At 60.2% G+C, this 26859-nt stretch carries 21 protein-coding genes; 5 read left to right on the forward strand and 16 right to left on the reverse strand.

The annotated features are described in order from the left end of the window. Window positions 1-14 precede the first annotated feature (14 nt). The 4 genes from CHY22_RS07245 to CHY22_RS07260 form a co-directional block, all read right to left on the reverse strand. Window positions 15-833 carry a PTS mannose/fructose/sorbose transporter subunit IIC gene (locus CHY22_RS07245; protein ID WP_089573274.1) on the reverse strand — a complete coding sequence of 273 codons (819 nt, stop codon included), beginning with the start codon at window positions 831-833 and terminating at the stop codon, window positions 15-17. 18 nt (window positions 834-851) lie between these two features. Beyond that, the gene (locus tag CHY22_RS07250; protein ID WP_089573275.1) at window positions 852-1841 is read right to left on the reverse strand and encodes a PTS sugar transporter subunit IIB; all 990 of its coding nucleotides are present in this window, start codon (window positions 1839-1841) and stop codon (window positions 852-854) included. 350 nt (window positions 1842-2191) lie between these two features. Then, a complete protein-coding gene (locus tag CHY22_RS07255; protein ID WP_089573276.1) occupies window positions 2192-2620 on the reverse strand; it encodes a hydrogenase maturation nickel metallochaperone HypA in 429 nt (142 codons plus the stop codon). A gap of 96 nt (window positions 2621-2716) precedes the next feature. After that, window positions 2717-5494: an FAD-dependent oxidoreductase gene (locus tag CHY22_RS07260; protein ID WP_199408790.1), complete on the reverse strand. Its 2778-nt coding sequence runs from the start codon at window positions 5492-5494 to the stop codon at window positions 2717-2719. 189 nt (window positions 5495-5683) lie between these two features. Between CHY22_RS07260 and CHY22_RS07265 the strand changes: the two genes are divergently transcribed. The 3 genes from CHY22_RS07265 (at window position 5684) to CHY22_RS07275 (ending at window position 9155) form a co-directional block, all read left to right on the forward strand. Continuing rightward, on the forward strand, window positions 5684-6346 hold the full coding sequence (locus CHY22_RS07265; RefSeq protein WP_089573277.1) for a TetR/AcrR family transcriptional regulator: 663 nt from the start codon (window positions 5684-5686) through the stop codon (window positions 6344-6346). Between the two features lie 63 nt (window positions 6347-6409). Then, a complete protein-coding gene (locus tag CHY22_RS07270) occupies window positions 6410-7417 on the forward strand; it encodes a DUF5692 family protein (RefSeq protein WP_089573278.1) in 1008 nt (335 codons plus the stop codon). Window positions 7418-7658: 241 nt separating this feature from the next. Beyond that, on the forward strand, window positions 7659-9155 hold the full coding sequence (locus tag CHY22_RS07275; protein WP_143759221.1) for a hypothetical protein: 1497 nt from the start codon (window positions 7659-7661) through the stop codon (window positions 9153-9155). A gap of 73 nt (window positions 9156-9228) precedes the next feature. Here the strand turns inward: CHY22_RS07275 and CHY22_RS07280 are convergent, their stop codons facing one another. The 11 genes from CHY22_RS07280 to clpB all read right to left on the reverse strand — a co-directional run bounded on the left by CHY22_RS07280 (window position 9229) and on the right by clpB (window position 22945). Then, on the reverse strand, window positions 9229-10581 hold the full coding sequence (locus CHY22_RS07280; RefSeq protein WP_089573280.1) for an ATP-binding protein: 1353 nt from the start codon (window positions 10579-10581) through the stop codon (window positions 9229-9231). 224 nt (window positions 10582-10805) lie between these two features. Then, window positions 10806-11633 (reverse strand): HAD family hydrolase, encoded by an 828-nt coding sequence (locus CHY22_RS07285; RefSeq protein WP_158551211.1) that lies wholly within the window; start codon window positions 11631-11633, stop codon window positions 10806-10808. Further along, window positions 11630-12862, reverse strand: a complete 1233-nt coding sequence (locus CHY22_RS07290; RefSeq protein WP_089573282.1) for a hypothetical protein — start codon at window positions 12860-12862, stop codon at window positions 11630-11632. The genes CHY22_RS07285 and CHY22_RS07290 overlap by 4 nt, the downstream gene beginning before the upstream one ends. A gap of 66 nt (window positions 12863-12928) precedes the next feature. Continuing rightward, complete coding sequence (locus tag CHY22_RS07295) at window positions 12929-13795, reverse strand: Nif3-like dinuclear metal center hexameric protein (protein WP_089573283.1); 867 nt, start codon at window positions 13793-13795, stop codon at window positions 12929-12931. 57 nt (window positions 13796-13852) lie between these two features. Continuing rightward, window positions 13853-14254 (reverse strand): hypothetical protein, encoded by a 402-nt coding sequence (locus CHY22_RS07300; RefSeq protein WP_089573284.1) that lies wholly within the window; start codon window positions 14252-14254, stop codon window positions 13853-13855. A 216-nt stretch (window positions 14255-14470) separates the two neighbouring features. Further along, window positions 14471-15352: a PTS system mannose/fructose/sorbose family transporter subunit IID gene (locus CHY22_RS07305; RefSeq protein WP_158551210.1), complete on the reverse strand. Its 882-nt coding sequence runs from the start codon at window positions 15350-15352 to the stop codon at window positions 14471-14473. Beyond that, the gene (locus CHY22_RS07310; RefSeq protein WP_089573286.1) at window positions 15345-16130 is read right to left on the reverse strand and encodes a PTS sugar transporter subunit IIC; all 786 of its coding nucleotides are present in this window, start codon (window positions 16128-16130) and stop codon (window positions 15345-15347) included. The genes CHY22_RS07305 and CHY22_RS07310 overlap by 8 nt, the downstream gene beginning before the upstream one ends. 15 nt (window positions 16131-16145) lie before the next feature. Further along, the gene (locus CHY22_RS07315) at window positions 16146-16634 is read right to left on the reverse strand and encodes a PTS sugar transporter subunit IIB (RefSeq protein ID WP_089573287.1); all 489 of its coding nucleotides are present in this window, start codon (window positions 16632-16634) and stop codon (window positions 16146-16148) included. A gap of 260 nt (window positions 16635-16894) precedes the next feature. Beyond that, window positions 16895-19648, reverse strand: a complete 2754-nt coding sequence (locus CHY22_RS07320) for a PRD domain-containing protein (protein ID WP_089573288.1) — start codon at window positions 19646-19648, stop codon at window positions 16895-16897. Between the two features lie 345 nt (window positions 19649-19993). Continuing rightward, on the reverse strand, window positions 19994-20188 hold the full coding sequence (locus CHY22_RS07325; protein WP_232049598.1) for a hypothetical protein: 195 nt from the start codon (window positions 20186-20188) through the stop codon (window positions 19994-19996). A gap of 129 nt (window positions 20189-20317) precedes the next feature. Further along, window positions 20318-22945 carry an ATP-dependent chaperone ClpB gene (clpB, locus tag CHY22_RS07330; protein ID WP_089573290.1) on the reverse strand — a complete coding sequence of 876 codons (2628 nt, stop codon included), beginning with the start codon at window positions 22943-22945 and terminating at the stop codon, window positions 20318-20320. 482 nt (window positions 22946-23427) lie between these two features. Between clpB and CHY22_RS07335 the strand changes: the two genes are divergently transcribed. After that, the gene (locus CHY22_RS07335) at window positions 23428-24096 is read left to right on the forward strand and encodes a hypothetical protein (protein WP_089573291.1); all 669 of its coding nucleotides are present in this window, start codon (window positions 23428-23430) and stop codon (window positions 24094-24096) included. Between the two features lie 245 nt (window positions 24097-24341). On the opposite strand, the gene CHY22_RS07340 is transcribed toward CHY22_RS07335, so the two are convergent. Continuing rightward, on the reverse strand, window positions 24342-25466 hold the full coding sequence (locus tag CHY22_RS07340) for an ATP-binding protein (protein WP_089573292.1): 1125 nt from the start codon (window positions 25464-25466) through the stop codon (window positions 24342-24344). A gap of 660 nt (window positions 25467-26126) precedes the next feature. Here CHY22_RS07340 and CHY22_RS07345 point away from each other — a divergent pair. After that, the gene (locus CHY22_RS07345) at window positions 26127-26774 is read left to right on the forward strand and encodes a hypothetical protein (RefSeq protein WP_089573293.1); all 648 of its coding nucleotides are present in this window, start codon (window positions 26127-26129) and stop codon (window positions 26772-26774) included. Window positions 26775-26859: the final 85 nt, after the last annotated feature.

Here is a 26859-nt window from a genome sequence, read left to right on the forward strand (position 1 = left end):
GTATCACTCCCCTCCTACTCGTAATCGTTCAGAATGTCGCCGAGCGGGTCACCGGAGCCACCGCCCATGCCGCCACCCTGCTTGGCCAGATCCTTAAGGCCAAGGTAGATGAGGGCAAGGGAGATGCCGATGAGGCCAAGGGCGATCAGCGTGAGCTGAGGGATGGCAGCAAGGACAAAGCCGAGGATGAAGAACGGCCAGGTCTCCTTGGTGGCCATCATGTTGATGACCATGGCGTAACCGACGGAAGCGACCATGCCGCCGCCGACAGCCATGCCGCCGGACAGCCAATCGGGCATAGCGTTAAGCGCGTTGGTAACGGCCTCGGCCGGGATGATGCACAGAAGTACTGCCGGGATGGCGATACGAACACCCTGCATGAGGATGCCGGCGTACTGCCAACGCTCGATGCCGGCGAAGTCGCCCTTCTCGGCGCAGGCGTCCATGCCGTGAACCATAGCGGTAGCCAGGGTACGGCAGATCATGGTCAGGAACAGACCAGCGACCGACAGCGGGACGGCGACGGCGATGGCGGCGGTAACGGCCTTGGCCGAATCGGTGGCGCCACCGTTGAGGGCGAGCACCATGATGATCGAAGAAGCGACCGAGGCCAGAGCGGCGTCAGGCGCGACGGCGGCGCCGACGTTAGCCCAGCCAAGGGCCATCATCTGGAGCGAACCGCCCAGGAGGATGCCCTCCTGAAGGTGACCGGTTACGAGACCGATAAGCGTGCATGCCACGAGCGGCTGATGGAACTGGAACTCATCCAGAATGCCTTCCATACCGGCAAGCAACGCGACAATCGCAACAAGCAGAATAGTGATTGCAGACATGTATCGGACCCTCCTTTACTATGCTTGAGCGGCCAGTTCGGCCTTAGCTTTCTTCAACATGGCGTCGAGATCCTCGGAGGAATCCGAAGGAACCTTGCGGACCTCGAACTTGACGCCCTTGGCCTTGAGAGCCTCGATGGTCTTGACATCGTCATCGCCCATAGCGACAGCGTTGGTGACGACGACCTTGCCCTTGGAGTGGGCCATGGAACCGATGTTGGCTTCCTTGATGTCGACGCCGGCCTCGATGGCCCTGAGCAGATCCTGCGGGTTCTCGAAGAGCAGCATCGCCTTGGTGTCGCCAAAGCGCGTGTCCTTGACGACCTCGGCCATCTTCTTGATAGGCACGACGTTGGCGTGGACTCCCGGAGGGGCAGCCTGCTCGATCATGGTCTTGCGGAGCTCGTCGTGAGCAACGCCGTCGGAGACCACGATGATGCGGTTGGGGTTGATCTGCTTGGTCCACGTGGTGGCCACCTGACCATGCAGCAGACGCGTGTCGATACGGACGTGGGCGATCTTGATGTGCCCGTCGCCGATGACCGTTCCCGGAGGGATGGCGCCTGCAGGAGCAGCGGCGGCCGCAGCCGGCTTCTTCTCCTCGGGCTCCAGAGACTCGGGCTTGACGCGCACGCCAGCCTTAGCCTCAGTCACGAGATGTTTTGCGATCGCATGTGCAGTGTTCTTTGCGTCAAAGCGCTGCGAATATGCCTCGATGAGCATAGGCAGGTTGACACCGGTGACGATAGCCCAGGAATCGTGGCCCTCGATGAGCCCGCTGATCTGGTTGAACGGCGTGCCGCCCCACAGATCAACGAGGAAGAGCACCTGCTCCTGGTCCTCGAAGGAAGCAATTGCTTCCTCGACCTTGGCACGGAAGTCGTCGGGGCCCATGCTCGGCTCGAGCGAGACCACGGCAACAGACGGCTGATCGCCAAAGACCATCGAGCCCGTCTGCTTGATTCCAGCCGCCAAGTCACCATGGCTAGCAAGAACAATACTTACCATCACATAACCTCCTTTTTGTCTACGTATTTCCTACACGACATGAATGAAGTATACCTGTTTGGATTGTGGAATTATAGCTGAATCCGCAAAAGGTTGGATTATTTGTTTAAACGTCTAGGTTTGTTACAAGTTGATTACGTTGCTATTTTTCGACTCATTTCCCACTAAAGCGTCGCTCATCAAGTCATGTATTTTACAGATACAAGCATGCTGTTCATTGATACCGATTTTAAGCAAGTGCGAATGCGCTTGTACTGCCGCTATTTTGTTTAAACAGATATGACTTGACTATTTTCGTGGCTTATGCAATAGCGCAAGTAGTCTTTGGGGACGTCCCCAAAGACTAGGGGCTAGACGATGTGGAGAGGGTTGGCGGCGTCGACGGCATCGGGGGCGTCAGAAGGGCCGTCGGGGGCAGCGTCTGCCGGGTCCTCATCGGGGGCCTCGATCTGCTTGATCATGACCTCCTGGCCCTGCAGCAGGTATGTCTCGCCGCTGCCGCAATGGGGGCAGGTCTTGCCGTGCTCGACCGTCGCGTAGTCGCAGCCGCACGCCTCGCAATGCGTCACGGCCTCGACGGGCTCCACGATAAGCTCCGAGCCCTCGGTGATAGGCTTTTTATCCGCCGCCCAACGCCAAGCGTCGAGCAGTAGGTCGGGAACGACGCCCGAGACCTCGCCCAGGAGCAGCGTCACGCTCGAAACGCGACACACGCCATTGGCGCGCGCCACGTTCTCAACATCGCGAATGATGTGATAAACGATTCCCAATTCATGCAAGGTAGAAACCTTTCAACAACGGTTGATGCGATGCAAACTCAAAGCAAGGGGACGGCGAAATCTAGTCTGCGCCGTCCCCTCACCCGCCATGGTTACCTATTTACGACCGAACTTGATTTTGATTGCACGCTTTAAAGCATACTTGCCAAGGCTCGGGAGCTTTTGCTCGTATTTGACCATCGTTGAGCACTCGGGGCGGTCGCGATCCAGGTGGATGGCGTCAAACGCGCACTTGGTGGTGCACAGGCCGCAGCCGATGCACTTGTTGGGGTCGACGATCGAGGCGCCGCAGCCCAGGCAGCGGGCGGTCTCGGCGCGCACCTGCTCCTCGGTAAAGGTCTCAACATACTCGCTAAACGGCGCAGCCTTCTCGCGTTCGCGGTCCACATGCGCAACCTCGCGGCTCGCGTTGTCGTAGCTCTCGAGCACAACGTCGTTGCGGTCGAGCGCGGTGTAGCGGCGCTGGTTGCGGCCGATGGTGAGCGTGGAGCCCGGCTGCACAAAGCGATGGATGGACACGGCGGCCTCGTGACCGGCGGCGATGGCATCGATGGCAAAGCTCGGACCGGTATAGACGTCGCCGCCCACAAAGATGTCTGGCTCGGCGGTCTGGTAGGTCTGAGGATCGGCAAGGGCACCCTGACCGCGGCCAAGCTCCACCTTGGAGCCAGCCAGCAGGTCGCCCCACACAATGGACTGGCCGATGGACATGACCACGCGGTCGGCATCGACGCGGCGCAGGTCGTTCTCGTCGTACTCGGGCGCAAAACGGCCTTCGTCGTCAAAGACACGCGTGCAGCGCTTGAAGGTGATGCCGCGCACATGACCGGCCTCGTCCAGGTGAACCTCCTTGGGGCCCCAACCGCAGCTGATGTGCGCGCCGTCCTCGATGGCCTCGCGACGCTCCTCCTCGCTGGCGGGCATCTGGGCCTCGCTCTCCAGGCAGAACATCTCAACATGCTCAGAGCCCAGACGGCAGGCGTTGCGCGCGACATCGATAGCAACGTTGCCGCCGCCCACCACGATGGTGCGGCCGGGCAGCGCGTCAATCTTGCCGCTGTTGACCTCGCGCAAGAAGTCGACGGCCACGGTCACATCCTCGGCATCCTCGCCCGGAATACCGGCAAGGCAGCCGCCCTGGCAGCCGATGGCAACGTAGAAGGCCTTAAAGCCCTGCTCGCGCAGCTCATCGAGCGTCACGTCACGGCCGACCTCCACGCCATAGCGGAACTCGGCGCCCATCAGGCGAATGATCTCGACCTCAGCCTCGATTACGTCCTTTTCCAGCTTAAAGCTGGGAATGCCATAGGTGAGCATGCCGCCCGGGCGCTCGTTCTTCTCGAACACGACGGGCTTGTAGCCCTTCTCGGCAAGATAGAAAGCACAGGACAGGCCAGCCGGGCCGGCACCGATGATGGCAATCTTCTGATCGAAGCCGCCGGCGCGCGTCGGCGTCACCACGGACGGGACATAGCGGGTCGCGGCATCCAGATCGCGCTGGGCGATAAACTTCTTGACCTCGTCGATAGCCACGGCGGCGTCCACGCGGCCGCGGGTGCAGGCATCCTCACAGCGGCGGCTGCACACACGGCCACAGATAGCGGGCAGCGGGTTCTCGCGCTTGATGAGCGCCAACGCCTCGTCATAGCGGCCCTGCGCCGCGAGCTTCAGATAGCCCTGAACGGCGACATGCGCGGGGCAAGCCGTCTTGCAGGGCGCGGTGCCGGACTCGTGCGTCTCGATGCGGTTGTCGTTGCGGTAGTTGGGCGACCACTTGGTGTGGTCCCACTTGGTGGCATCGGGCAGCTCCTGGCGCGGATACTCGGGCACCTGTCCGCCGGCCTTTTTGCTGCAGAGCTTCTGGCCGAGCTTGGCTGCACCAGCCGGGCACACCTCAACGCAGCGACCGCAGGCCACGCACTTGTCCTTCTCGACCTTGGCGACATAGGCCGAGCGCGACAGGTTGGGTGTGTTGAACAGCTGCGAGGTGCGCAGGGCGTAGCACACGTTAACGTTGCAGTTGCAGATGGCGAAGATCTTGTTCTCGCCGTCAATGTTGGTGATCTGGTGCACAAAGCCGTTGTCCTCGGCCTGGCGCAAGATGTCGTAAACCTCGTCGCGGGTCACGTAATGGCCACGATCGGTCTCAACCACGTAGTCGGCCATATCGCCCACGGCGATGCACCAATCGGCCGGGTCGTCGGCGCAGCCCTCACCCATCACGCGACGGCTCGCGCGGCAGCTGCAGGTGCTAGCGGCATATTTGCCATCGTATTTGTCGAGCCAATGCTCGATATGCTCGATCGGCACCGACGTGCTCGCGGCGTCAATGGCCTTCTCGACCGGAATGACGTGCATGCCGATACCGGCACCCCCGGGCGGCACCATCGGCGTAGCACGGGACAGCGGGCCTTTGGATGCCTGTTCAAAGAACTTGGCGTAGACCGGGTGTTCCTCGAGCTGGCTCACGCGCATGTTGAGGAACTCGGCAGAACCCGGCACCAGCATGGGCAGCACCCACTGCTTGGCGCGCTCGGGGTTTTCCCAGTTGTACTCGAGCAGACCCGTGTAGCTCATATCGTCGAGCATCTTCTCGATATCGGCCTCGGGCATGCCGGTGAGCTTGACCATCTCGGGCAGCGTATAGGGACGGCGCATCTTCATCTTGCAGAGTACCTCGGCCTGTTCGTCGGTCGCAGCCTCGGCAAACGACCAGTACTCGTAGCCCAGCAGCTCGTCGCGATGCAGCAGACGGTTGGTGCAGTGCTCGCACAGCTTGACGATTGCCTCGCGCGGATGCTCCGGTATCGGCGGCACGAACTCCGCGCCGATATCGGGCTCGGTATAGCTAATCCCCGGTCCGTTGAGAATCATGGTTGTCCCTTCTCTTGCCACAGCCCGGCGAGACCGCGGCGCCCCTCTTTTTTTGCAGGCCGGGCATGCCCCCATGCCGTTCACCCGCCATTGTTGACATTGTGTCAAAAATAGTATTGACGAACCGTCAACAATATTCAAGACTGTTAGGCGAACGGTCAGGCAAAAGAGGATGAAAGGCGGCAAAACATGGGCAACAACACAGCAGATATCTCTGTGGTCGATGCCGTCCCCGCATCCGATAGCGCGGCAAAGCGCCTGACGGGCGACGAGCGCCGTCGCGAGATCCTCGCCGCTGTGCGCGCCGTGAGCGCCGAGCTTGGTGTGTCCCATCTTTCGGTATCGGCCGTGACCAAGCGGGCTGGCTGCACGCGCTCGCTGTTCTACCACTACTTTGCCGATATGGATGCCGCCGTCACCGCCGTCATGGACGAGGCAATCGACGGTTTTATCTCCGAACTCGAGCAGTGGAACGCCGGCCGCACCGTCGGCGACATCGAAGGCGCACTCGACACCGTCGCTCCGCTCTTTAAGCGCCTGGTCGTGAGCGGCCACGAGTTGCCGAGCACGCTTACCTCAAGCAGCGGCGCGCTCTACGGCGGCTTTCTGCACAACGTGGTCCAGCGCGTGGCGCAATACATTTGCGACACCACCGTGGTGGACTTTGTCGCCCATCACGAGCTGCGCATCGACCATGTCTACGAGACGTTCTACACCCTCATCATGGGGTTGTTGATGTATATCCGCACGCACCCCGATGTGCCCGACGAGACGGTCAAGGAAATCATCGCCTCGACACTCCACATCGAGGGCTATACCGCCAAGTATCCCGAGCGCAAACCCAGGAACTGACGACATTTGGCCAAACTGCCCGCGATCGGAAGAGGGGCCGCGGGCGTGTGAAAGGAGAGCAGCATGCTGTTCGATGTTTGGGGTAGCGATACCCTTATCCACTGGGCCGGCTGGGCCATGGTCTTTATTGGCCTGATTGTGCTCAACGAGGTCGGCCGCCGCACCAAGCTGGGCGCGGCCATCATCTTTGGCGTGGCTCCGCTGGCCATGACCATCTACTGCGTCGCCATCGCCATCGGCGTCTCACAAAGCGCCGAGTGGGCGCTCACCAACCCCACCCATGTGTACCAGAACAGCTGGTTCCACTACGCCAAGGTATACGCGGCGCTGGCCGGTTGCTGGGGCTTCATTGCCATTAAGTACCAGTGGGGCAAGATCGGCAAGGCGCATTGGTTCCGCGCGTGGCCGTTTGTGATCGTCGCCATCAACATCATGATCGCCGTCGTGTCCGACTTTGAGAGCGCCTATCACTTCTTTGTCCTGGGCCAGTCCACCTGGGTCACCTCCGAAGGTGCTACGCAGCTGGCCGGCTGGAACAACGTGTTCAACGGCATCGCCGGTATCATCAACATCTTCTGCATGACCGGTTGGTGGAGCGTCTACGCCTCCGAGGACAAGACCGACATGCTGTGGCCCGACATGACCTGGGTCTACATCATCGCCTACGATATCTGGAACTTCTGCTACACCTACAACTGCCTGCCCACCCACTCCTGGTTCTGCGGCTTTGCGCTGCTGCTGGCGCCCACCGTCGCCGCCTTTATCTGGAACAAGGGCGGCTGGATCCAGAACCGTGCCTTTACGCTGGCCATTTGGTGCATGTTTGCCCAGGTATTCCCGTACTTCCAGGAGGAGTCCATCTTTGTGACCCACTCCACGCTCGACCCCGGCGCCGCTACCGCGGTCTCGATCGCCGCACTGGTCGCCAACATCGCCGCGATCATCTACATCGCCTACCGCGCCAAGAAGCTCGGCCGCAATCCCTACAAGCAGGATGTCTTTGAGGGCACCAGCGATTGGGAGAAGGCTACCGCTCGCCGCGCCAAGGTGGATTACGCACACGCCGAGTAACGCGCCCGGTGCACATGCCGCTTGAATGCGAAGTCGCCTGGCCGACTCCGCGCAATGCAACGTATTGCATACCCCCGGAAAGCGATTTGTCCGCTTTCCGGGGGCTTTTTGCTGTTGCGCGCATCCACGCACATATTCAAAACCTCTCGCACAGATAAAATCAGATTTCCAATTGCCTGACAGCTCTATATGACCCTGTTTTTGGGTACATTGTTGTCCCGATATTGAGCTTGGGGGATGTATGAAAGATGAAACGATGGGCCAAGAGGATGCGGCCCAAGATGCAGAAGCTTGCGCTGAGGCCTTGGAGAGCTTAGACCGGATTTCACTCGATGAGATTGCGTTTGACGATTCGGGCGCTGACGTGCAGGATGAGCCGGAAGCCGAGGCGCAGTCCGATGATCAGGATGCAGACGACGTTGAGCCTGCCGAGGATGAGGCAGGTCACGAAGACACCGAAAGCGAGGCCGGCAACCAGCCCGAATCCGACACGGGCGAGGAAACCGCCTTGCTCGACAGCTTGCCGGCCGAGGATTCGCTGACCCGCGAGCTTCCTGGCCTGGGTTCCGCACCAGCCGTGGACGAGACCATCGCCATGGGCGATATTCCCCTACCGTCCGTTCCTTCGGCACGCGAAGCCGAGGCTCGTCATCGTAAGATGCCGCCCAAGCGCCGCAACCTGATGGTTGCCGGCGTTGTGGCCGTCGCGCTCGTCGCCGGCGGCGCAGGCTATGCTGCCTGGAACGGATATCAGCAAGAGCAGGCTGCCGCTGTCGCCGCCAGTGCGCACACGATGATGTCGGTGCAGATTGGCGTGCATGCCGCGGGACTCGACTGCTCCACCGGCTCAAAGATCCCCGTGCAGGTGAGTGGCCAGGACTCCGACGGCTCTTCTGTGAGCGAAACGCTCTACGTTGACGAGCACGGCCGCGGCATCAAACTGCTGCCCGGCGATTACACGCTCTCCATCGCTGCCTCCCCCATCGCGGCCGACGGCACCATCTATACCGTCCCGACCACCAAGACGCAGGTCACCGTTAAGAGCGATGGACAGGATTTAAGCGCCCAGGCTGCCTTTAAACTCAAGGTGCCTTCGGCCGACACGGTAACCAACGACCAGATCGACGCCGCCGCCAAATATGCCGAGGAGGGAGGCGCGAGCTCCGCCGCCACCGCCAAGGTGCTCCAGCAGGCGGCAACTGCGCGTCGCAATGCCGCCGTCAATGCCGTGGGCGCGCAAAAGGCACAGGCGGCCCGTGATGCTGACGCTCGCCACAAGGCAACCGACCTCTACCAGCTCGATATTCCCGTCGAGTGGTACGGCAAGGTCGCAACTTGGCAAAACGGCAGCACGCTATGCATCTATCTGGGCGACGACGCCAATACGCCGCTCGTGACGCTCGTCGCCGTGCGCGATGGCGAGAGCTTTACGCCCGATGACGGCGATACGGTTTTGGGCACGGTCAGCCTGGGCAACGGTTATACCGTCTATGCCAGCGGCCCCGTCTATCCGTACGTGGTGCCCCAGACTATCAACGGGCGCACCCAGAATCCCGTGTCAACCTACCCCATGGACACGGCCAATGAGCTTGTCGAGCTCACGACCGGCAACCGCTACACCTACAGCCAAATCAAGAACGTGCTGGTCGGCAAAGACGGTAAGGCCGACGCTGCCACCAAGCTCGAATGCGACTATCTCGCCCAGATTCTCCTGCCAAGCATCAAAGCCCAGGACTAGCCGGGCGCATCATGGTGCTCCCCAACCGTGATGAAGGGGCCAGGAGGTCCTGGCCCCACAGATCCGTAGATGATTAGGCAAGGAGCCACTTCCATGCGGGAACAACGTGTACCACACCGTGCTCGCATGGAATATCGGCCTGCTCATCCATAGTAACGATTACCGACTCGCCAAGATCAAACTGGGCCATCGAGGCATCGAGGGCTGCAATTTCGCGTTCGCGCGTTTTCTCGCTTGCCATATCCACACTCACCTGAGTCAGGCTATAAGCCTGCATGAGAAGTGCATCCCCAGCCACAAAGTCAACCTCATGGCTTTTATTCTTATCTTTAATCAGCAGGCGGCAAACCGAACCGGGCCGCACGGCGGGGGTCCTTCTTCTGAGCGCATTGAACACCGCGGTCTCGAACCTCTGACCCTGATCCAATGCCGATGCGGGGGAGAACGCCCCGAACATCGCAGGATCGACGGCGTAGACCTTAGACGCAGACCGCGTATTATTTGCAAGCGAACGCGTGAACTCCGGCACAGAAAACAGCAGGTAGGCGTCCTCGTAATACTCAAGTAAGTCGCTGAGCGTATTTCGACTGACGGGTATCTGCCTGCTCTTGAACTCGTTGTACACTTTGTTCACCGACAGCTCTCGTCCCGAAGATGCCATACACCGCGTCAGAAACAGTGAGGCCAAACGAGGGCTCTTGACGTCGTAACGCTCCACAACGTCCATAGCGACCGTTCGCGACGCATATTCCTGTAGCAGCTGAATCGCATCCGCAGGCGTCTGCTCAAGAGTCGCGATAAATCCCCCTCGTTCAAGATATCCGATCAGATGATGTCGAAGCAGCGCTGTGTCGCTCGAAGAAAAGGGCACATCCGGATCAGGAACGCTCCCCGTCTTATATCGGACGTATTCCGAAAAACTCAACGGGAAAAGCTCTCGCACAAGAGAACGGCCCCTGAACTCGCTCTTAAGTTCTGAGGACAGCATCTTAGAAGAAGATCCCGTCACGTAAACGGTCGCTTTCTCCGTATCGAGCACACGCCGCAGAAACGCACCCCATTCGGGAATTTCCTGGATCTCGTCAAAGAAGATGTAGGCGCCCTCGGTTCGGGCAGCAGGATGGAGCGCATAGAACGTATCGAGCACGTCCGCCAGTAGCGATGGCTCATACGGGCGCAAGCGCTCATCCTCAAAATTGAAATATAGCATCCGATTAAGCTCGACACCCTGGCTCAGAAGCCGCCGCATCTCCTGATACAGGCGATACGTCTTTCCACAACGGCGGCCCCCCACAACCACATTTACGATGTTGTCGCGCTCCGGCTCTTGGAGATTGCCCAGATCGAGGTCTCGCTCAAAGACTGGTGGAATCCCTTGTTGCTCAAAGTCCTTTATTTTCTGGGCCACCAGGTCGTTATAAGCCATTATTCTCCAATCTTGCTTTCTGTCTAAGCAAGATTGTACTAATTCTTGATTAGCCAGAAAGCAAGATTTCAATTGTCTCAATTGCCGAACCGCCCGACCGACCGCATGCCTCAAATGGCTACAAAACGGTTGAGGGGGTCAAATGTTCCTGCTAGAGCCTTGGTAAAGGCTTTACTAGGAACATTTGGCCCCCTCAGTCCTGCAGGGAATCATGGGGCGCGGAGCTAGATCAGGCCAAGGTGCTCCATGGCCTCCGCGACGCCGTCGTCTGCACAGGAGAGCGCGACATAGTCGGCGGCCTCGCGCACGTGGGGCGCGGCCTGGCCCATCGCCACGGCAACATCAGCGGCCTCAAAAAGGGGCAGGTCGTTCTCGGAATCGCCGAAGGCAAAGACGCGCGCCGGCACCGCACCCACTGCGGCAGAGAGCTCCGCAAGCAGCGCCCGGGCTCCGGCACCTTTGGACACCCCGGGCATGACGAGCTCATGGCTTCCTTCGCCCACGTTGTAGTAGCCAAGCTCCTCCATCAAAAAGTTGCTCGCCCGGTAGGCCCCGTACGCCTCGTCGACAAAATCGACCTTGGCAAACCGCAGGTCGGGCTTGGCCATGCGCATCTCCTCGAGGTCGCACGCCACGGGACCCCAGTTGTAGAGGCTCCCGCCGCTCGCATTGAGCTCCAGACAAAGCTCCGTCCCCTCAAAAAAGGCGGGCATCCCCACGCGGAGCATCTCCGCCACCATGCGCTCGAGCACATCGCGCGGAAAGCAACGGTCGAGGATAACCTTGCCGTCAAGCACCACGTGTGCCCCGTCGAGCGAGACATATCCGCGAAACGGAAGGTTGTTAAGCAGCTGGTCAATCCCCACTCGGGCGCGCCCGGTCGAGAGAATCGGAATACCGCCGCGCTCGGCGAAGTCCTCCACGGCGCACGCCACACGCTCCGTGGGAAAGCTGCCGGGGCCCGTTACGGGATCGCGGCACACCAACGTCCCGTCAACGTCGAAAAACGCAACGACCGGACCCTTCTCCAAGCGCACCCCGCCGGCGCTCACAGCTGCTCCCCATAGGACGCGAGCATCTGCTCGGTCCAACCCTTGGGCATCTGAGTCACGTAGCTCTCGTAGCTCGAACCACCATAGGTGTGGGCGGCGACAAAATAGCCCTGGTAATCGTTGGCGTAGCCGATGATCACCGGATGCTTGCCCGTCCCGTCGAACGCACCCTTGACGATGGCGCCTAGCTCGCTTGCAAGCTCGCCGGGGAAGGTCGTGAACACCACCGAGCCAAAGTCGAGCGTCGTCATCGCAACGGTGAAGTCCATCTCGTGGCGCTGGAGCTGCTGCTCGAGCATCTCCTTCTCGGTATCGGCGAGTTTCTTCTCGTCAAACGTGGGATTGTTGGCGAGCACCTCGAGCACCTCGTCAAGCTGCGCCTGGTACTGCGGGTAAAAGTCCTCGTTGTTGTAGTGGACATGGTGCTCAAACCGCGAAACCTTGGGCGCAGTGAGCTCAATGGGCTCAAAGGCGCCCTTCATGATCTCGCCCGCGATGCCGTTGCTCACGCGGCGGAGCTCCGCAAAGTCGTTGCCCTGGCGGAACTGCCGGTTGCCCAGATCGCCCGAGGCGCCGGTAAAGATATACGGCACGCAGCCGATCCAGTCCGCAAGCTTGTCGCGCACGCCTCCCTGCACGTCGGTCGTGAGCAGGCGGTTGGTGGGGCCGATCACCGTGGCATGGCAGTTGAAGTTGAGCATCGCGCCCAGCGTCTTGCCGCCCTCAGCCACAAAGCGCAGCACCAGGGCCTCATCGTCAAACGGCAGGTCGGCATCGTTGCGGTTGGAATACCAACCGCGTACGTGCCTCGTGAGCATCTCGGGCGCGGCGTCGACGAGCTCCTCATCCAAACCCGTCGCCGTCTGCAGCACCAGCCCCGTGACCAGCTCGACATAGCCGGGCGTGGTGGGGATGCCCATGGCGCCCGCGCCCTCAAAGCCGTTGGCGCACGAGTGCGAGTGGATGGAGTTGATCACGATGTTCTCACTCGCGACCCCAAGCCCCACGGCGAGGCCCTCGCGCATCGCTCGGGTCGTCTGGGCCGTGAGGATGCACACGTCGATCGATACAAAGAGCGACCGTGTGCCCTCGACCTCGAGCAGGAGCAGCGTCGCACGCGGCGTATCGTGCACGCCCGTCGCCGGCTGCTTGCGGATGGGATGGATATAGCCCTCCATCCAAAACGTGCCCGCGGGAGTGATATCGACAGATATGCTTGCAGCCTTCATGGCTCTCCTTTCAAAAAAGCCCGAGACGCACAGGGCGCCCCGGGCATGCAGTGCAGATATTGTTCGCTATGCGACCACGTAGCGGTACGTGTCGCCCATCGGCACAAACGTGGCCGGGATTTCGCTCGTCCCCAGAGCCTCGGGCAGCCAGTTGACCATGTACTCCATACCGGGCTCCTCCAGGTTGAAGTGCCCGATGGTGATGGCGCACCGGTTTTGGCCGAGCATGCCGGAGTCGCGGATGTACTCGCACGTGGTGAAATCGATGAACTCCATCGTCATAAGGCAGTCGTTGGCCTCGGCATCGGTGCGATTGATTTCGGCGGTATCGCTCTTGGCGTCGCCGGTCACATGCATCGGGACGCGAACGCTCTTGACGCGTGCGTGCGGGTCGCCGGTAATACGTGTGCCGTTGAGGCCGAGCTTGTGCACGAGCTCCTGCGCGAGCTCCGTGGCGTCTGTCTCGGGGATCTGGTACTCCAGGCAAAAGCCCTTGTCCTCGCCCATGCGGTAGTCGAGCCAGCCGAGCTTATCGGCCAGGCCGTAGAAGATGCCGTCTGCCAGAGCACCGTCCGCGTCGATGGGCACGCGCGAGTGGATATAGTCGTGGCAGCGCCAGACGGCACCGCCCCACTCGTCGAGCAGAGTCTTCTTGGCCTTGAACGTTACGGTATCGCCCACCACGTCCTGATGGTCGCCATGGTTCCAAAAAAGTGCCTCGTGGCTGATGATCAGGTTGGCGCCAAGCTCCTGAGCGCGGCGGATGATATCTGCCGTGGGCCAGATGCAGGTAACGATGCCCGTGCACTCGGTGTCGGTAGCGCCGTAGAGCACCTGGTCACGCGTAGTCGCGTCGTCGATTGCCTTGCCGGTAAACGAGTCCACGCCTGTCGAGAAGTCCTTGACGTGTTGGATAACCTCGCTGATGAGCATATGAATCTCCTTTTGGAACTAAATGACCAACCGCATGTGCCGTCTGAGCGGCAGATGCTACTCGTCGTCCTCGTCGTCCTCAACCTGGATGGTGTTGAGGAGTTTGATGGACTGCCCGGCCATGTCGATCGCGTTCTGGATACCCTCGGCCGTGAGCGGCGCAGGTGCCAGGCAGAGCTCCATCGCCAGGACCACATTGACGCCCGCCACCACAAAGACGTTGGGGGCCACGTAGGGCAGAAACTTCTGATTGACACTGCCTGCCAGGATGTCGGTCAAAACGAGCACCTCGTCGTCGGGAGAAATCGCGTCGAACGCGGCCTCGACCTGCGGCTCGAGCGGCGTATCGTCCACGTACGCGCAGATCACGTGAAAGTCGCACTTGGCGCCCAGAAACTCCAGCGTATCGGCCAAGCCCTGAGCAAATTTATGGTGCGACGCAAGGATTACCTGCCTCATGAGCCAACTCCTTATGTAGTAGCGGGAGTGAACCCCGCTAAACAAACCGTTCCATGGCACCCGCCGCGCACAAGCGTGTAAGGAGACGTGCAGGGCGGGTGCGGTGGAACGGTTCGCTCGAATCAGATACGAACCGTAACACCGGGGCCGTGGGATGGCGCCCACAGCCCCGTCGGCGGTCGGGGGAAGCCACCGACGGAGAAAAAGTGAAGGAACTTAGGCGGCCAGGATACCGAAGGCGGCGCAGACGCAGCTCACGGCAAGGATACCAAGGATGATCCAGTTGAGCTTGACGCCCTTCTTGATCAGTTTGTAGACCATGACGGCCAAGAGCAGACCCAAGATGTTGGGGAAGATCTGGTCGAGCACGCCCTCCTGGATACCGAGTGAGATCTCGCCGTACTGGAACACGAGGGGCGTGGTGAGCTTGACGGAGCTGTAGATCAGCGAGCCGACCACGGTAAGGCCGAGGATGGAGGCGGCGTCGGTGAGGACGTTGAGCTTATCGCCCATCTTGGTCACCACGGAAGCGCCCGCCTTGTAGCCCTGGACGTAGTTCTGCATACGCCAGAAGTACAGAGCGACCCAGACCGCCAGCCACAGGAGGATGCCAACGGGGCTTCCCTGCTGGGCCATGTAGCCGGCGATGGAGCCGAGGATCGTCATCGGCAGGATCCAGATAAAGACGTCGCCGATACCGGAGATGGGGCCCATGAGGCCGACCTTGAGGTCGTTCTCGGCATGGATGCCGTTAAGGTGGCCCTTATCCTCCATGGCGAGGCCGGCACCGAGAAGCAGGCCCGAGACGGGAGGCGTGGCGTTGAACACGCAGTCGAGCTGGTTCAGGATCGCGGTGTTGAAGGCGTCCTCGTCGTTGCCGTAGATCTTGCGAAGCGCGTAGTAGGAGGCGAACATGGCGCACGGGGCGTTCTGCGTGGCGTAGGAGTACGAGACCGTATCCATCAGGCACATACGGCGCGAGCAGATCTTGAGGTCTTCGTCGGTAAGGACGGGCTCATAGGAGCCGTCGGGGAGTTGTACGGGGGCCGGAGCCTCGTTGAAGTCCTTGAATTCCTTGGGCTTGAAGAAGTTACTCATCTTCGAGCTCGCCTCCATTCACGGTAGCGGCGGCCACGGGAGCGGCCTCAGACTTGTTGCGGAAGTACTCGATGGCCACGACAGCACCCAAGAGAGCGATGGGGAGCACGGAGAGGTTGAGGTAGGCAGCGAGGACATAGCCGGCGATAAGGAACGCGTAGAACTTGTTGACCGGCATGAAGGTGAGCAGGATCGCGAAACCGGTGACGGGCAGCACGCCTGCGGCGATGGAGAGACCGTCGGTGAACCACTGCGGCATGAAGGCATTGATGGCCTCGACCGCCTGCTGGCCAAAGGCGAGCACGATGATCATGGGCAGAGCGCCCTGGAGGAAGAGCCACAGGTGCGAAAGGAAGCACGAGGCGAGCATCTTGTTGTACTCGCGCTTGACGGCATAGCCGCGAATGACCTTGAAGACCCAGGAGTTGTAGATCTTGAAGATGACGTCGAGCTGGACATAGAGCATGGCGACCACGACGCCGATCGCAAGGCCGACGGAGATGTCGCCGTTACCGGTGATGCAGGCCGTGACGGTCGCGACCATACCGGCCATGCCGTAGTCGGGGGCAGACGAGCCGCCCAAGCCCGCGGCGCCCATGGACATGAGCTGGATGGTACCGCCGACGATGAGGCCCGTGTTGGGGTCGCCCAAGATGATACCGGCGAGCCAGCAGACGAGCGCGTGCATAAACGGGATCGCCTGGGTCGAATAGGCGTCGACCGCGCGGAATCCTGCCAAGAGGACGAGCAGGACAAACTGGAGCGCATTAACATCCATGTTTATCACCTTTCTTTACAGGGGAATGAACTCAGAGATGGGCACAGGCTTATCGGTGGTCATGTAGCGGACCTCGACCTTGGTGCCCGCGGCCGCGATCTTCTGGTAGACAGGGATGTCCTTCTCCAGAATGAAGGCGCGCCTGCCGGCCTGGACGCCCGGGGTGCCCTCGGGCGGGGTCTCCGTAAGCCCCAACGTGAGCACCGGGATCTTCTGCCCGGCCTCGATCAGATTTAGGAACGTCTGCGGGTCGCGCGCGATGGTAAACACCGTGTGGTTGTCGTACTTGCCGGCTTTGAAGTTGGTGAGGGCCTTCTCCTCGGTAATAATCGAGAGCGCCTGGCCCGAGGGCTTCGACAGCTTCATGGCCGCCTTGCGCACCTCATCGTTGGCCGTGGCGTCGTCGATGATCATCGTGCGCTGCGTGGCGTACGTGGGGCACCAGAAGCCCTGTACGATTCCGTGGAGCAGACGATAGTCGATTCGCCCTGCGACGATACTCATGTCCACCCTTCCTTTCCGTGTGCGGGCGCGGGCGCCCGCGTTTCTTTGAGAGGGCCGCCGCTGCAACCCTTGATCTCCTGCTGAAACCAAGATAGGCGGTCGCAGACCGGCGGGACGCGGCATCAAACAGAATCGACAGAGCGCCGCAAACCGCAACAGCCTTGCCACTCAAATGGACAAGATATTTGGTTTTCTCAACACTAGCCCTCGACACTCATCGCAACAGTGTCGAGGGCTTTACCAGGTTTGTGTCGGCTGTTCTACTCGTCTTCGAGAATCATGCCCGCTATCTCGACTTTCTTTTGCGCATCGGCCATGCTCACATGCAGCATGTGGTGCACGTATGCAATCTCCGACACAGGTATCTCGACACGGTAGCGTCGCGTCATGTCGATAAAGGCCTCGCGGAAGTTCTCGATAAAGTCCGCATGGTCGCGCTCAAAGGCCTCGGTGTCGGGGGCGGAGTCAACAAAATTCTTGGTCACCAGGCGCTCGATAAGACCGCACAGGTGCACGTAGACGCCGATCTTGCGGCGCGCGTCGATATCCTCGCCCTGCAGCTCCGCCAAGCGCTTGACCGCGCGGTCGGCCTCGATGTAGAGCATCTCGGGGTTAAGGATCGTAATGGACTCGATCACGTTGCGAAGGGTCAGGTTGCGCAGGAGGTTGGCATGGAACTCCTGGACGCTCTCGGGGTCCACGAGCGGGAAGAGCGCCCGGTCGAGCGCGTCGGAGCTTCCCTCGTAGAGAATGTCCTCGAGCCCCACAAACGGCACCGACACGATGCCCGGGTCCATGGTGCCCACGACGGCGCGCACGCGGTAGTCGCTAAAGACCGGGGCGCCGTCGCCCTTTTGGGCGAGCATGGGGTAGTCGCAGGTCACGAGCTGCACCTCGGGCGTGCCGGGGAGGCTGTTCTGCACGATCTGGCGGATCTTGTCGGCTGCCTCGATACCCGACTCCGAGCAAAACGCCACGGCGTCGTTTTCGACCGAACCCCTCACCACGCTGTAGCTGGGCGCGAGCCCCGCCGAGGCGTGGGCGAGCACCTCGTCCAGATCGGCGTGGGCGATGAGCGCGCTTCCCACCTCGAGGGCAAGGCCGGTCGACACGTTGTTGACGATGTGGATGTCGCACGTCGTGAGCCCTGTAATGGCGTCGTTGATCTTTTCGAGCGAACCCATGTCCACCAGGATCGCCACCGTCTTGCAGTGCGAGTAGCGCGCGAGCAGGCGCGAGAGCTGCCCCACGATCTCGGTGACCTCCTGGTCGTAGGTCATGTCGATGGCCTCGAAGACATGCGTTCGCAGGATGCGGTCGGCGGCGTCGGCGATGCTCGTGGCGGTGGAATAGCCGTGGCACACCACCACGCCCAGGTAGTCGCGCGGGCCTCCCGTGGCGCGCAGGGCGTCCCCCACCTCGATAAAGAGCACCGTGCGTGAGAGCGCATCGAGCTCCATGCCGAGGGCTGTCTTGGTCTTGGCGGCGATTTCCTCCACAACGGTCGCCGTGCCGGGTTGGTTCTTCTCCAAAAGCGTCAGAGTCCGCTCCACGGCGTCCGCATTGGCGATCCGCCACTTGCTCAGGCCCGCACCGCCCCAGAGCTGCGTAAAGAGCGACTGCGCGATGGAGCGCGAGATCTTGCGCGTAAGCTCGATGCCGTAGGCGTGGTTCACCTGCTCGATCACGGGCGCGACCATCTTCTCGTAGGCGCCCACGCGCGGGTTGACGCTCTTGTTCTCAAAGTCGAAGTTCATGTAGTCGTCGTAGGCACGCACCGCCATGGTCGCGCTGGTAAAGAACTCGGTGAAGCTCACCTGACCGCGCTCGAGTGCCTCAACGGGGTCGACAATCTTTTGGAAAAAGCCCGTCACGCGCACGGACGGGTCGTTGACATCCTTGTCGCCGCTCACGAGCTGGTCGTCGTCGGGCTCGGGCGCCGTCTTGCCCAGCACGCTGGAGGGCAGATTGTAGGTCTGGATGGTGAGCGTCTCGCTCTCGCGGTTGAGATAGGCGCCCGCGCAGCAGTTGGTGATACATGAGCGGAGGCCGTCGATGTTGTCCTTGAAGTCGGCGTCGACGAGGGCGCGCAGGGCGCCGCGGCTTACCGCGATGTCGGCACCCACGCGACGGCCCTCGACGCGCAGGTAGTGCATCACAAAGAGCGTGCGCTCCTCGACGCTGCGCTCCGCCAGGCGCGGGAGCGTGACGGTGATGGGCACAAAGCGCGCGATACCCTTGACGATATCGCTGTCGGCAGGCAGGGCGGACGAGAGCAAGAAGCGGGCGGGAGGCACGTCCGACGTGCCGCGCGCGGTCTCGCCCGTAGGGTCGCCGGCACCGATGCGTTGCAGGATACGTTCACGCGCCACGCGGGGCAAGTGGTCGTAGCCGCTCAGGTAGATCACGCCGCCGTTGGCCTCTTTGACCGCACCACCAAAGCCGTCCGCACCAAAGATCTCGTACTCGACCTCTATCGCCTCGACGGGTCGTTTGCAGTCGATGCGCACGTAGCGGGCCTGCGTCGGCAGAATCCCCGCATTGACGCCGTACTCAAAAGTGAGCTCGCTCATCATGCGCTTGCCCGTCCCCGGCTCGCCGATCAAAAGCGCCGGGAGCCCATGTGGCGGATAGCGGATGGCGCTCTTGAGGTGGTCGACGCATGTCCCGTACGTAAGGTCGAAGCCGATGGCCTTGTCAAAGTCCTCTTCTTCGTCGATGCCCGCAGCACCCAGCAGCTCGTCTATCGAGGCATATTCGGATTTATCGAACGCATGCCTAAAGTAGCGTTCGACGGAGTGGCGATGGAAATAGAGCACCGGGCGGGCGTTGACCTTGATAACGTCGCCCTGACGAACGAGCTCGTTAAGATACTGGCTCGCCAGACTGCGGCTCACATGGCATTCGCTCGCGATCTTAGCCGTCGTGAAGTTGTCGATGTTGCACAGGTTAAGGTCGCGCGTCATCTTGTCGAGTGTCTTGAGAATCTCGGTTTTGGTGTCGTACGTAATCACGGCGCTGCCCCTTTTGCTCTTAGGTCACTTGGGGCGATTGTAGCCAAGGGAGGCGGTGCTATACAAATAAAATGGCTCTGTTAGACCGGGATTGACATGAAGTATTGATAGGCAACGTTCCCATAGAACGCAAAACTCCACGGGGGTGTTGTCTATTGTCGCCTCATGTCAATTCCGGTCTAGCAGAGTCTTAAAAGATCATTAGGTACAGAGAGATTTAAAAAACCCCGTCCTGGAAAAATCATCTGTTGCCGAACATCAAAGGCCAGGGCTAGCGGCTCCTATTAGATGCTGGCTCACATAGCAGCCCAAGTAGCTAAAAGAGCCCCGTCCCAAATGAGTTCGTTAGCGCCAGGGGTCGGCTTCGAACAGCGGCTCGCGCTCGGGGCGGCGGTCGCTGTAGGGATCGTAGCCGTCGTCATCCTCGTTCTCGGCACGGATGTAGGGGTCGCGCGGCTTGGGTGCCGGCTTAGGCGCAGGCTTGGGTGCGGCGGGTGCGGCATCGGTCGCCGGCGTGTTCGTCTTGTTCTTGTCTGTCATCTGCGCATCTCCTTGCATCGCATCCGTTCAACATCATCGATTGTCGCACGAAAAAGGGCGGCGGATCCAATTGGATCCGCCGCCCTTGGCGTTTTGCGATGAGGGGCGGTTTTAAGCCGGTCCCAAAATCTACTCGGCGTCGGGGACCTCGTAGGTAGCAGACGGCGTGTTGTCGCACACGACGGTAAAAGCACCGTCCTTATCGACATCGACCGTCACCTGATCGCCCTCGCGCACCGTACCGTCGATGATGGCGGCGGCGATGGCGTCCACGACCTCGCGCTGGACCAGGCGCTTGAGCGGACGGGCACCGAACACGGGGTCCAGGCCACCCACGGCGAGCATCTGCTTGGCCGCCGGGGTGATGGCAAGCGTCATGCGCTCGTTGGCCAGGCGTGCGCGGACGTCGGCAAGCTGGATGTCGACGATCTTCTCGATCTGTGCCATGCCGAGCGGATGGAACACCACGATATCGTCGATACGGTTGAGGAACTCGGGGCGGAAGGTTTGAGCCATGGCCGCGTCGACCTGATGGCGCATCTCCTCCTCGTCCTTGCCGGACAGATCGGCGATAGCCTTGGAACCCACGTTGGACGTCATGATGATAATCGTGTTCTTGAAGGACACCTGGCGACCCTGGCCATCGGTCAGACGGCCGTCGTCAAGCACCTGCAATAGCACGTTAAAGACATCCGGATGAGCCTTCTCCATCTCATCGAGCAAGATCACGGAGTACGGACGACGGCGCACGGCCTCGGTGAGCTGGCCGCCCTCGTCGTAGCCCACGTATCCCGGAGGCGCACCGATCAGACGCTGGACGCTGAACTTCTCCATGTACTCGGACATGTCGATACGCACGAGCGCGCGCTCGTCGTCGAACAGGCACTCGGCCAGCGCCTTGGCGAGCTCGGTCTTGCCCACGCCGGTGGGGCCCAGGAAGAAGAAGCTGCCAATGGGCTTGTCCGGATCGGAGAGGCCCGCACGGCTGCGGCGCACGGCCGCGGCGACGGCGGAAACGGCCTCGTCCTGGCCGATGACGCGCTTATGCAGCTCGCCCTCCAAGCCCTTCAGCTTGTCGAGCTCGCCCCGCATCATCTTGGACACGGGCACGCCGGTCCAGGCGCTCACGACCTCGGCGATCTCATCGGAGGTCACCTGCTCGTTGAGGCCCTCGCCGTCCTGCTGCTTTTGCGCCTCGAGCGCAGCCTCGGAATCCTGAATCTGCTGCTGCAGACCCGGAATCACGGAGTAGCGCAGCTCGGACGCACGGCCCAGATCGCCATTGCGCGTCGCGCGCTCCTCTTCGCTCTTGGCCTCGTCGAGCTGGCCCTTAAGCTCCTGCACGTGGTCGATGGCGTTCTTCTGGTTGAGCCAGCCGGCCTTTTGCACGTTGAGCTTTTCTTGGACCTCGGCGATCTCTTGGCGCAGAGCCTCCAGACGCTCCTTGGAGGCGTCGTCGGTCTCCTTCATGAGTGCCTGCTCCTCGATCTGCAGCTGGGTGAGCTGACGCGTGGTGGCGTCAATCTCGACCGGCATGCTGTCGAGCTCCATGCGCAAGCGGCTTGCGGCCTCATCGACCAGGTCGATGGCCTTGTCGGGCAGGAAGCGGTCGGCGATGTAGCGGTCGGAAAGGTCGGCGGCGGCCACGAGTGCGCTATCGGTGATGTGCACGCCGTGGAAGATCTCGTACTTCTCCTTGAGGCCACGCAGGATCGAGATGGTGTCCTCGACGGTAGGCTCGCTGACCATCACGGTCTGGAAACGACGGGCGAGCGCCGCATCCTTCTCGATGTACTTGCGGTATTCGTCGAGCGTGGTCGCGCCGATTGCATGCAGATCCCCACGGGCGAGCGCCGGCTTGAGGATATTGCCGGCGTCCATAGAGCCCTCGGTGGCACCCGCGCCCACGATGGTGTGGAGCTCATCGATGAACAGGATGACCTTGCCCTCGGATTTTTGCACTTCTTTGAGCACGGCCTTCAAGCGGTCCTCGAACTCGCCGCGGTACTTGGCGCCGGCGACCAGCGCGCTCATGTCGAGCTCGATGAGGTCGCGGTCGCGCAGAGTGCTTGGCACGTCACCGGCAACGATGCGCTGGGCGATGCCCTCGACGATGGCCGTCTTGCCCACGCCCGGCTCGCCGATGAGCACAGGGTTGTTCTTGGTGCGGCGGGACAGGACCTGGATGGTGCGGCGAATCTCATCGGTACGGCCGATGACCGGGTCGAGCTTGCCGGCGCGGGCAAGGTCGCAGATATTGCGGCCGTACTGCTCCAGCGCCTCAAACTGGGTCTTGTCCTCGGCAGACGTCACGCGGTCATCGCCACGCAGCTCCTCGTAAACCTGCTCGATGCGCTCCTTGGTGACGCCGGCGTCGCGCAGCACGCGACCAGCCTCGCCCTTGTCCTCGGCAAGCGCCATCAGCAGATGCTCGGTCACCACAAAGCTGTCGCCCATCTTGGTGGCCTTCTTCTCGGCCTTCTCGATGACGCGGACGAGCTCATTGGAAAGACCCATCTGCTGGCCCTCGCCCGAAACCTTGGGTGCATGGTCGATGGCATCCTGCGTGGAGCGTGCGAGCTGAGCCGGGTCGGCACCGATGCGCTCGATGATCACGGAGATATTGCGCTCGCCGGCACCGAGCAGGGCGGACAGCAGGTGAATCGGCTCCACCGCGCCGGCCTGCGCATCGGCAGCCGTGCCCATGGCGGTCTGCAGCGCCTCGCGCGACGTCATTGCTAGCTTATCGATTCTCATGGAATCACCTCTCTTGGGGTGGCCGCCCTACGGGGCGGCTTCACGTTGTTCGAGAAGTATTGTTGCCAGCTTTACGCGATCTTATACACAAATCTAAGTCCCTATATATAAGATTTTCTGAGTGATTGAAAGATAGGACTTGAGAGTGTCGGTCCGGCGCGACCGTGGAACCCAACTGTCTCAATCTGTAACATCTGGCAGCCCTTTTCGGTCCCAGGTGTTACAGATTGAGATGGAGCGCGGAGCCCCGCCCAAAAAATCTCAATCTGTAACACCAAGCCCGCTTTTAACAGCCCAGCTGTTACAGATCGAGACAAACGGAACCACCACAAAGGGGACAGGCACCTTTGTGTTGGTCCACATCAACATCGAGCTCGCTCCTAATATCCGTTATTCCTGCTCGTATTGAGGTTAAAATGAACTGTGATTAAAGCATATTCATTTCTCTCGTTCTTGATAGCTCTTCGTCTCAAGGAGCAGATATGAAGTCGTCTTATTCTACTGCTCGCAACGTCATTGCCATTCTCGCCATACCCATCGTGATGCTCTTTCTTATCGTCGTCACACCCTTTTCCCTGGGTATCGCCTCGCCCTTCGATTTGTGCGGGATGGTCGACGCCGGCTCGCGTGCCACCTCGCTCTCCTTTATCTGCCGCGGTGTGCTCTACGAAGATGCAATTCCCACCGGGCTTTGGCGGTCAAAGCTGCCGCTGCTCGGTCAGGTCGACGGACGTTCTCCCTACTTCAACCTTGAACCTCAAGCGATGAACTATCTGATCGATGACCAACCCCTTGCCTCCATCACCCTCGCTTACGACTATGCTCCAAACACCGATGAGCGTCACATGAACCAAGTCCTCGACAAACTGCTTGAACAGTGCGGGCTCACCGATGAGGTCGGCCGAACCGTCGACAGCGACCAGAAATTAAAGCGAACAGAACTCCGCCGCATTGGAAAAATCAGAGAGCGAGGCAGAGCTGCCTACTGGCAGGCCTGGGCGATACGCGACAAAAGCGAATTTGGGCACAGCACCTATACGGTCACCGTCTTCACTAAAGATGGGATCAAGGACAATGTTGACGATTTCGCATCGTCCAAACTCGGCATCCCCAAAACGACCAAATCCGCCAGCCCGGACGAAATCCTGTAGAGGTTTTCATCGAAATGTTGCTCAACCCGAACGGCGACATCGAGCTCGCTCCCCACCACCACAAAGGTGCCCGTCCCCTTTGTGGTGGTTTTCGGCGATCATTTCCGCCCTACGATGCAAGAAGCCGCCGCAGGAACCATCCCTGCGGCGGCTTCTTTGGGTTGGCAGGGACCAATCGCCGGCGTTGAAGGCCGTTTTTAGTCTCCGACGTTGGCTTTTGGCCCCTTCAAGCTATCCGACAAATATCAATATCTTGATAGGATTTCATTCGAGCTCTTAAGCAGATATTCGCGCAGCAATGGAATCGAGAACCTCACCATGCCGCGTGAGGGCGCATCGATAACCTGTGCCTTGATAAGTTGCCGTCGTGTCGCTGTCAGGCTCGCAGGGGGCAAGGAGAGCCCCGCTGCGATCTCTTTGGTCGGCACATTCCCCTCATGCTTGGCCATGGCAATGAGGTACTCAATCGCGCGAAGCGGCAAATCGGCAAGGGCAACGTCGAGCACGGAGCCCTCAAACTCCCCATACGCATCTTCAATGCCCTTCTGGGCATCCTCAAGTGAAATCGACGCATCGCGGTCGGCATGCCTGCGCGCATTCGCGAATACGCGATAGCCCACGAGTTGCACGAGATACGCATATCCCCTCGTAGCACAAGCCGTCATTTCAAGCGCCTTGCCATCCAAGTGCAAACCGGCACCTTCCACGGTTGAAGCCATCGAATCCGAAACATCCGACAGCGGAATCGAGGCGAGCTCCTCAGCCTTAGCTCGTTGTAGAAATGTAAGGGCACGGCCGTTGATGAGGTCCATTACGCCCATGGTCAAGCCAGCAAATACAAACGCGATATTCTTGCGTTCGCGGATAAGGTGCTGCACGGCCGCTGCAACGAGCCGCACGTCATCAGCATCCGCATCCTGTATTTCATCGACCGTCACCAGCAGACCGGCACCATGTTGCGTTTCCCGCGACGCCACGCTCGTCAAGACGCCCCGCAACGTCTCAGGCCCGGTCAAGGACTTAGATACGCCCGCTTTCACCACACCAAGACTTGCTTCTAAATGAAGCTCGGTATTGTCCGAGGTGCGTGCGAGCTCATGTTGGATGGCGTCGACGATACTGCCCGCCGCAGTCACGTCAACCACGCGCCAACCATACGACTTCGCAATATCGCCGAGCTCTGTCAACAGCGCCGTCTTGCCCGACCCGCGCGGGCCGGTAATGCGCATGAGCCTTCCGGGGGCGCCCACGCCTTCTTCGATGCCGTCCCTAAAATCATCAATAACCCGCTCGCGTCCGATAAGGACCGGAGGTTCAGCGCCAGCGGTCGGCTTAAACGGGTTGATTATCGTGCGCTTCAATGTCCCCACCTTCCTACTGTCGTCGTTATCGTGATTATAGTATCAATAGTGCAAATAGTGAAAGTAGTGAGAATAGTTCAACTATTTAATCATGCGGCCGTTTCCCGCCGCTAACAACTAAAGGTGCCAACAGTCCGCGTTGGACTCTAACAGGAAAACATTTGGCCCCTCAAAAACCACCGCAAGGGGCCTTTGTGGTGGTTTTCGCTCCAACACACCCCGCTGTCTCAACCTGTAACATCCAGCGGCCCTTTTCGGTCCCAGGTGTTACAGATTTAGATGAAGCGATCGACGGCAACCGTTTGTCTCAATCTGTAACAACTACTCGGCAAATTGGGGCCCAGATGTTACAGATCGAGATTAACCGCGGAGCCCCGTCCGAAAATCTCAACCTGTAACACCAGGCCCACTTTTAGCGGCCAAGACGTTACAGATCGAGACAAACGAAACCACCACAAATGAACTGCATCCCCTTTGTGGTGGTCCAGAGAAGAATCAGCCCCGATTAAAAGAGGCGGCATCAAGCCCAGCCTACGTTTGGCGACCCCAAATCGAAGCCCAATGGGGCCTTTCAGCCCCCTCATTCCGGACGGTCGCTTTCTTTTGAATATTGTCGTAAGCTGGTATCACTTATCTTAATGAATGCATACTGTTTGCGAGGTACTCGCCGTGAAACGCTCCACCTATATCGGCCTGCTCGTCTTAGCGTTTGCGATTACCGCAGTCGGCGTAGGAATTATCTATCTCGCATTTCTCCCCGCCTCTGCAACGCAGGCGGCGGTTGAGACCGTAAGCTATCCCATCGAAATCCTCACCGATATCGTCAAACCCGATTCGATCACCGTCGATTTTGACGGTACGCCCGCAGCGCTTGGGGTCAGCAACTATCCCCGTATCGAACTTGGGGCCATGCGCTACACCAAAGATGAGCAGCTTATCGGTAGGGCAGCCGAGTTGCTCAAAGGCAAGACGTTTAAGCGGTGGTACGGCGCCGTAATATATCGAGCCAAGAACAGCCAAATGAATGGCGGGTATTATTCGACCCTTGAACTCGATGCGGCAAACGGGAGCAGACTGTGCAACGTCTCATACGACCCCGGCTATGTGGACAATGAAGGGCCGGGGGTCTATATCTCGGATGGCGACGTAATCTACGTCATGGAGGGCGACCAGACGGCAGTCGTCAGTTTTATGGATCAGTGTACCGAAGATGCCTACGAACAAACCTGCGAGCCCGATCCGCAGACAGCGCGCAACAGTGGCTCGGCACGCACTTGGCTATTTGACGACGAAATAACCTGGACCCCATCGAAATAAGGACCCGTCGGGCAGGCACCTTTGTGGTGGTCCAAATCAGAACCACCCTTAAAAAGGGTGGTTTGCTCTTAGGGTATAACCCACG

This window comes from Collinsella sp. TF06-26, from assembly GCF_002232035.1.
GTDB lineage: Bacteria > Actinomycetota > Coriobacteriia > Coriobacteriales > Coriobacteriaceae > Collinsella.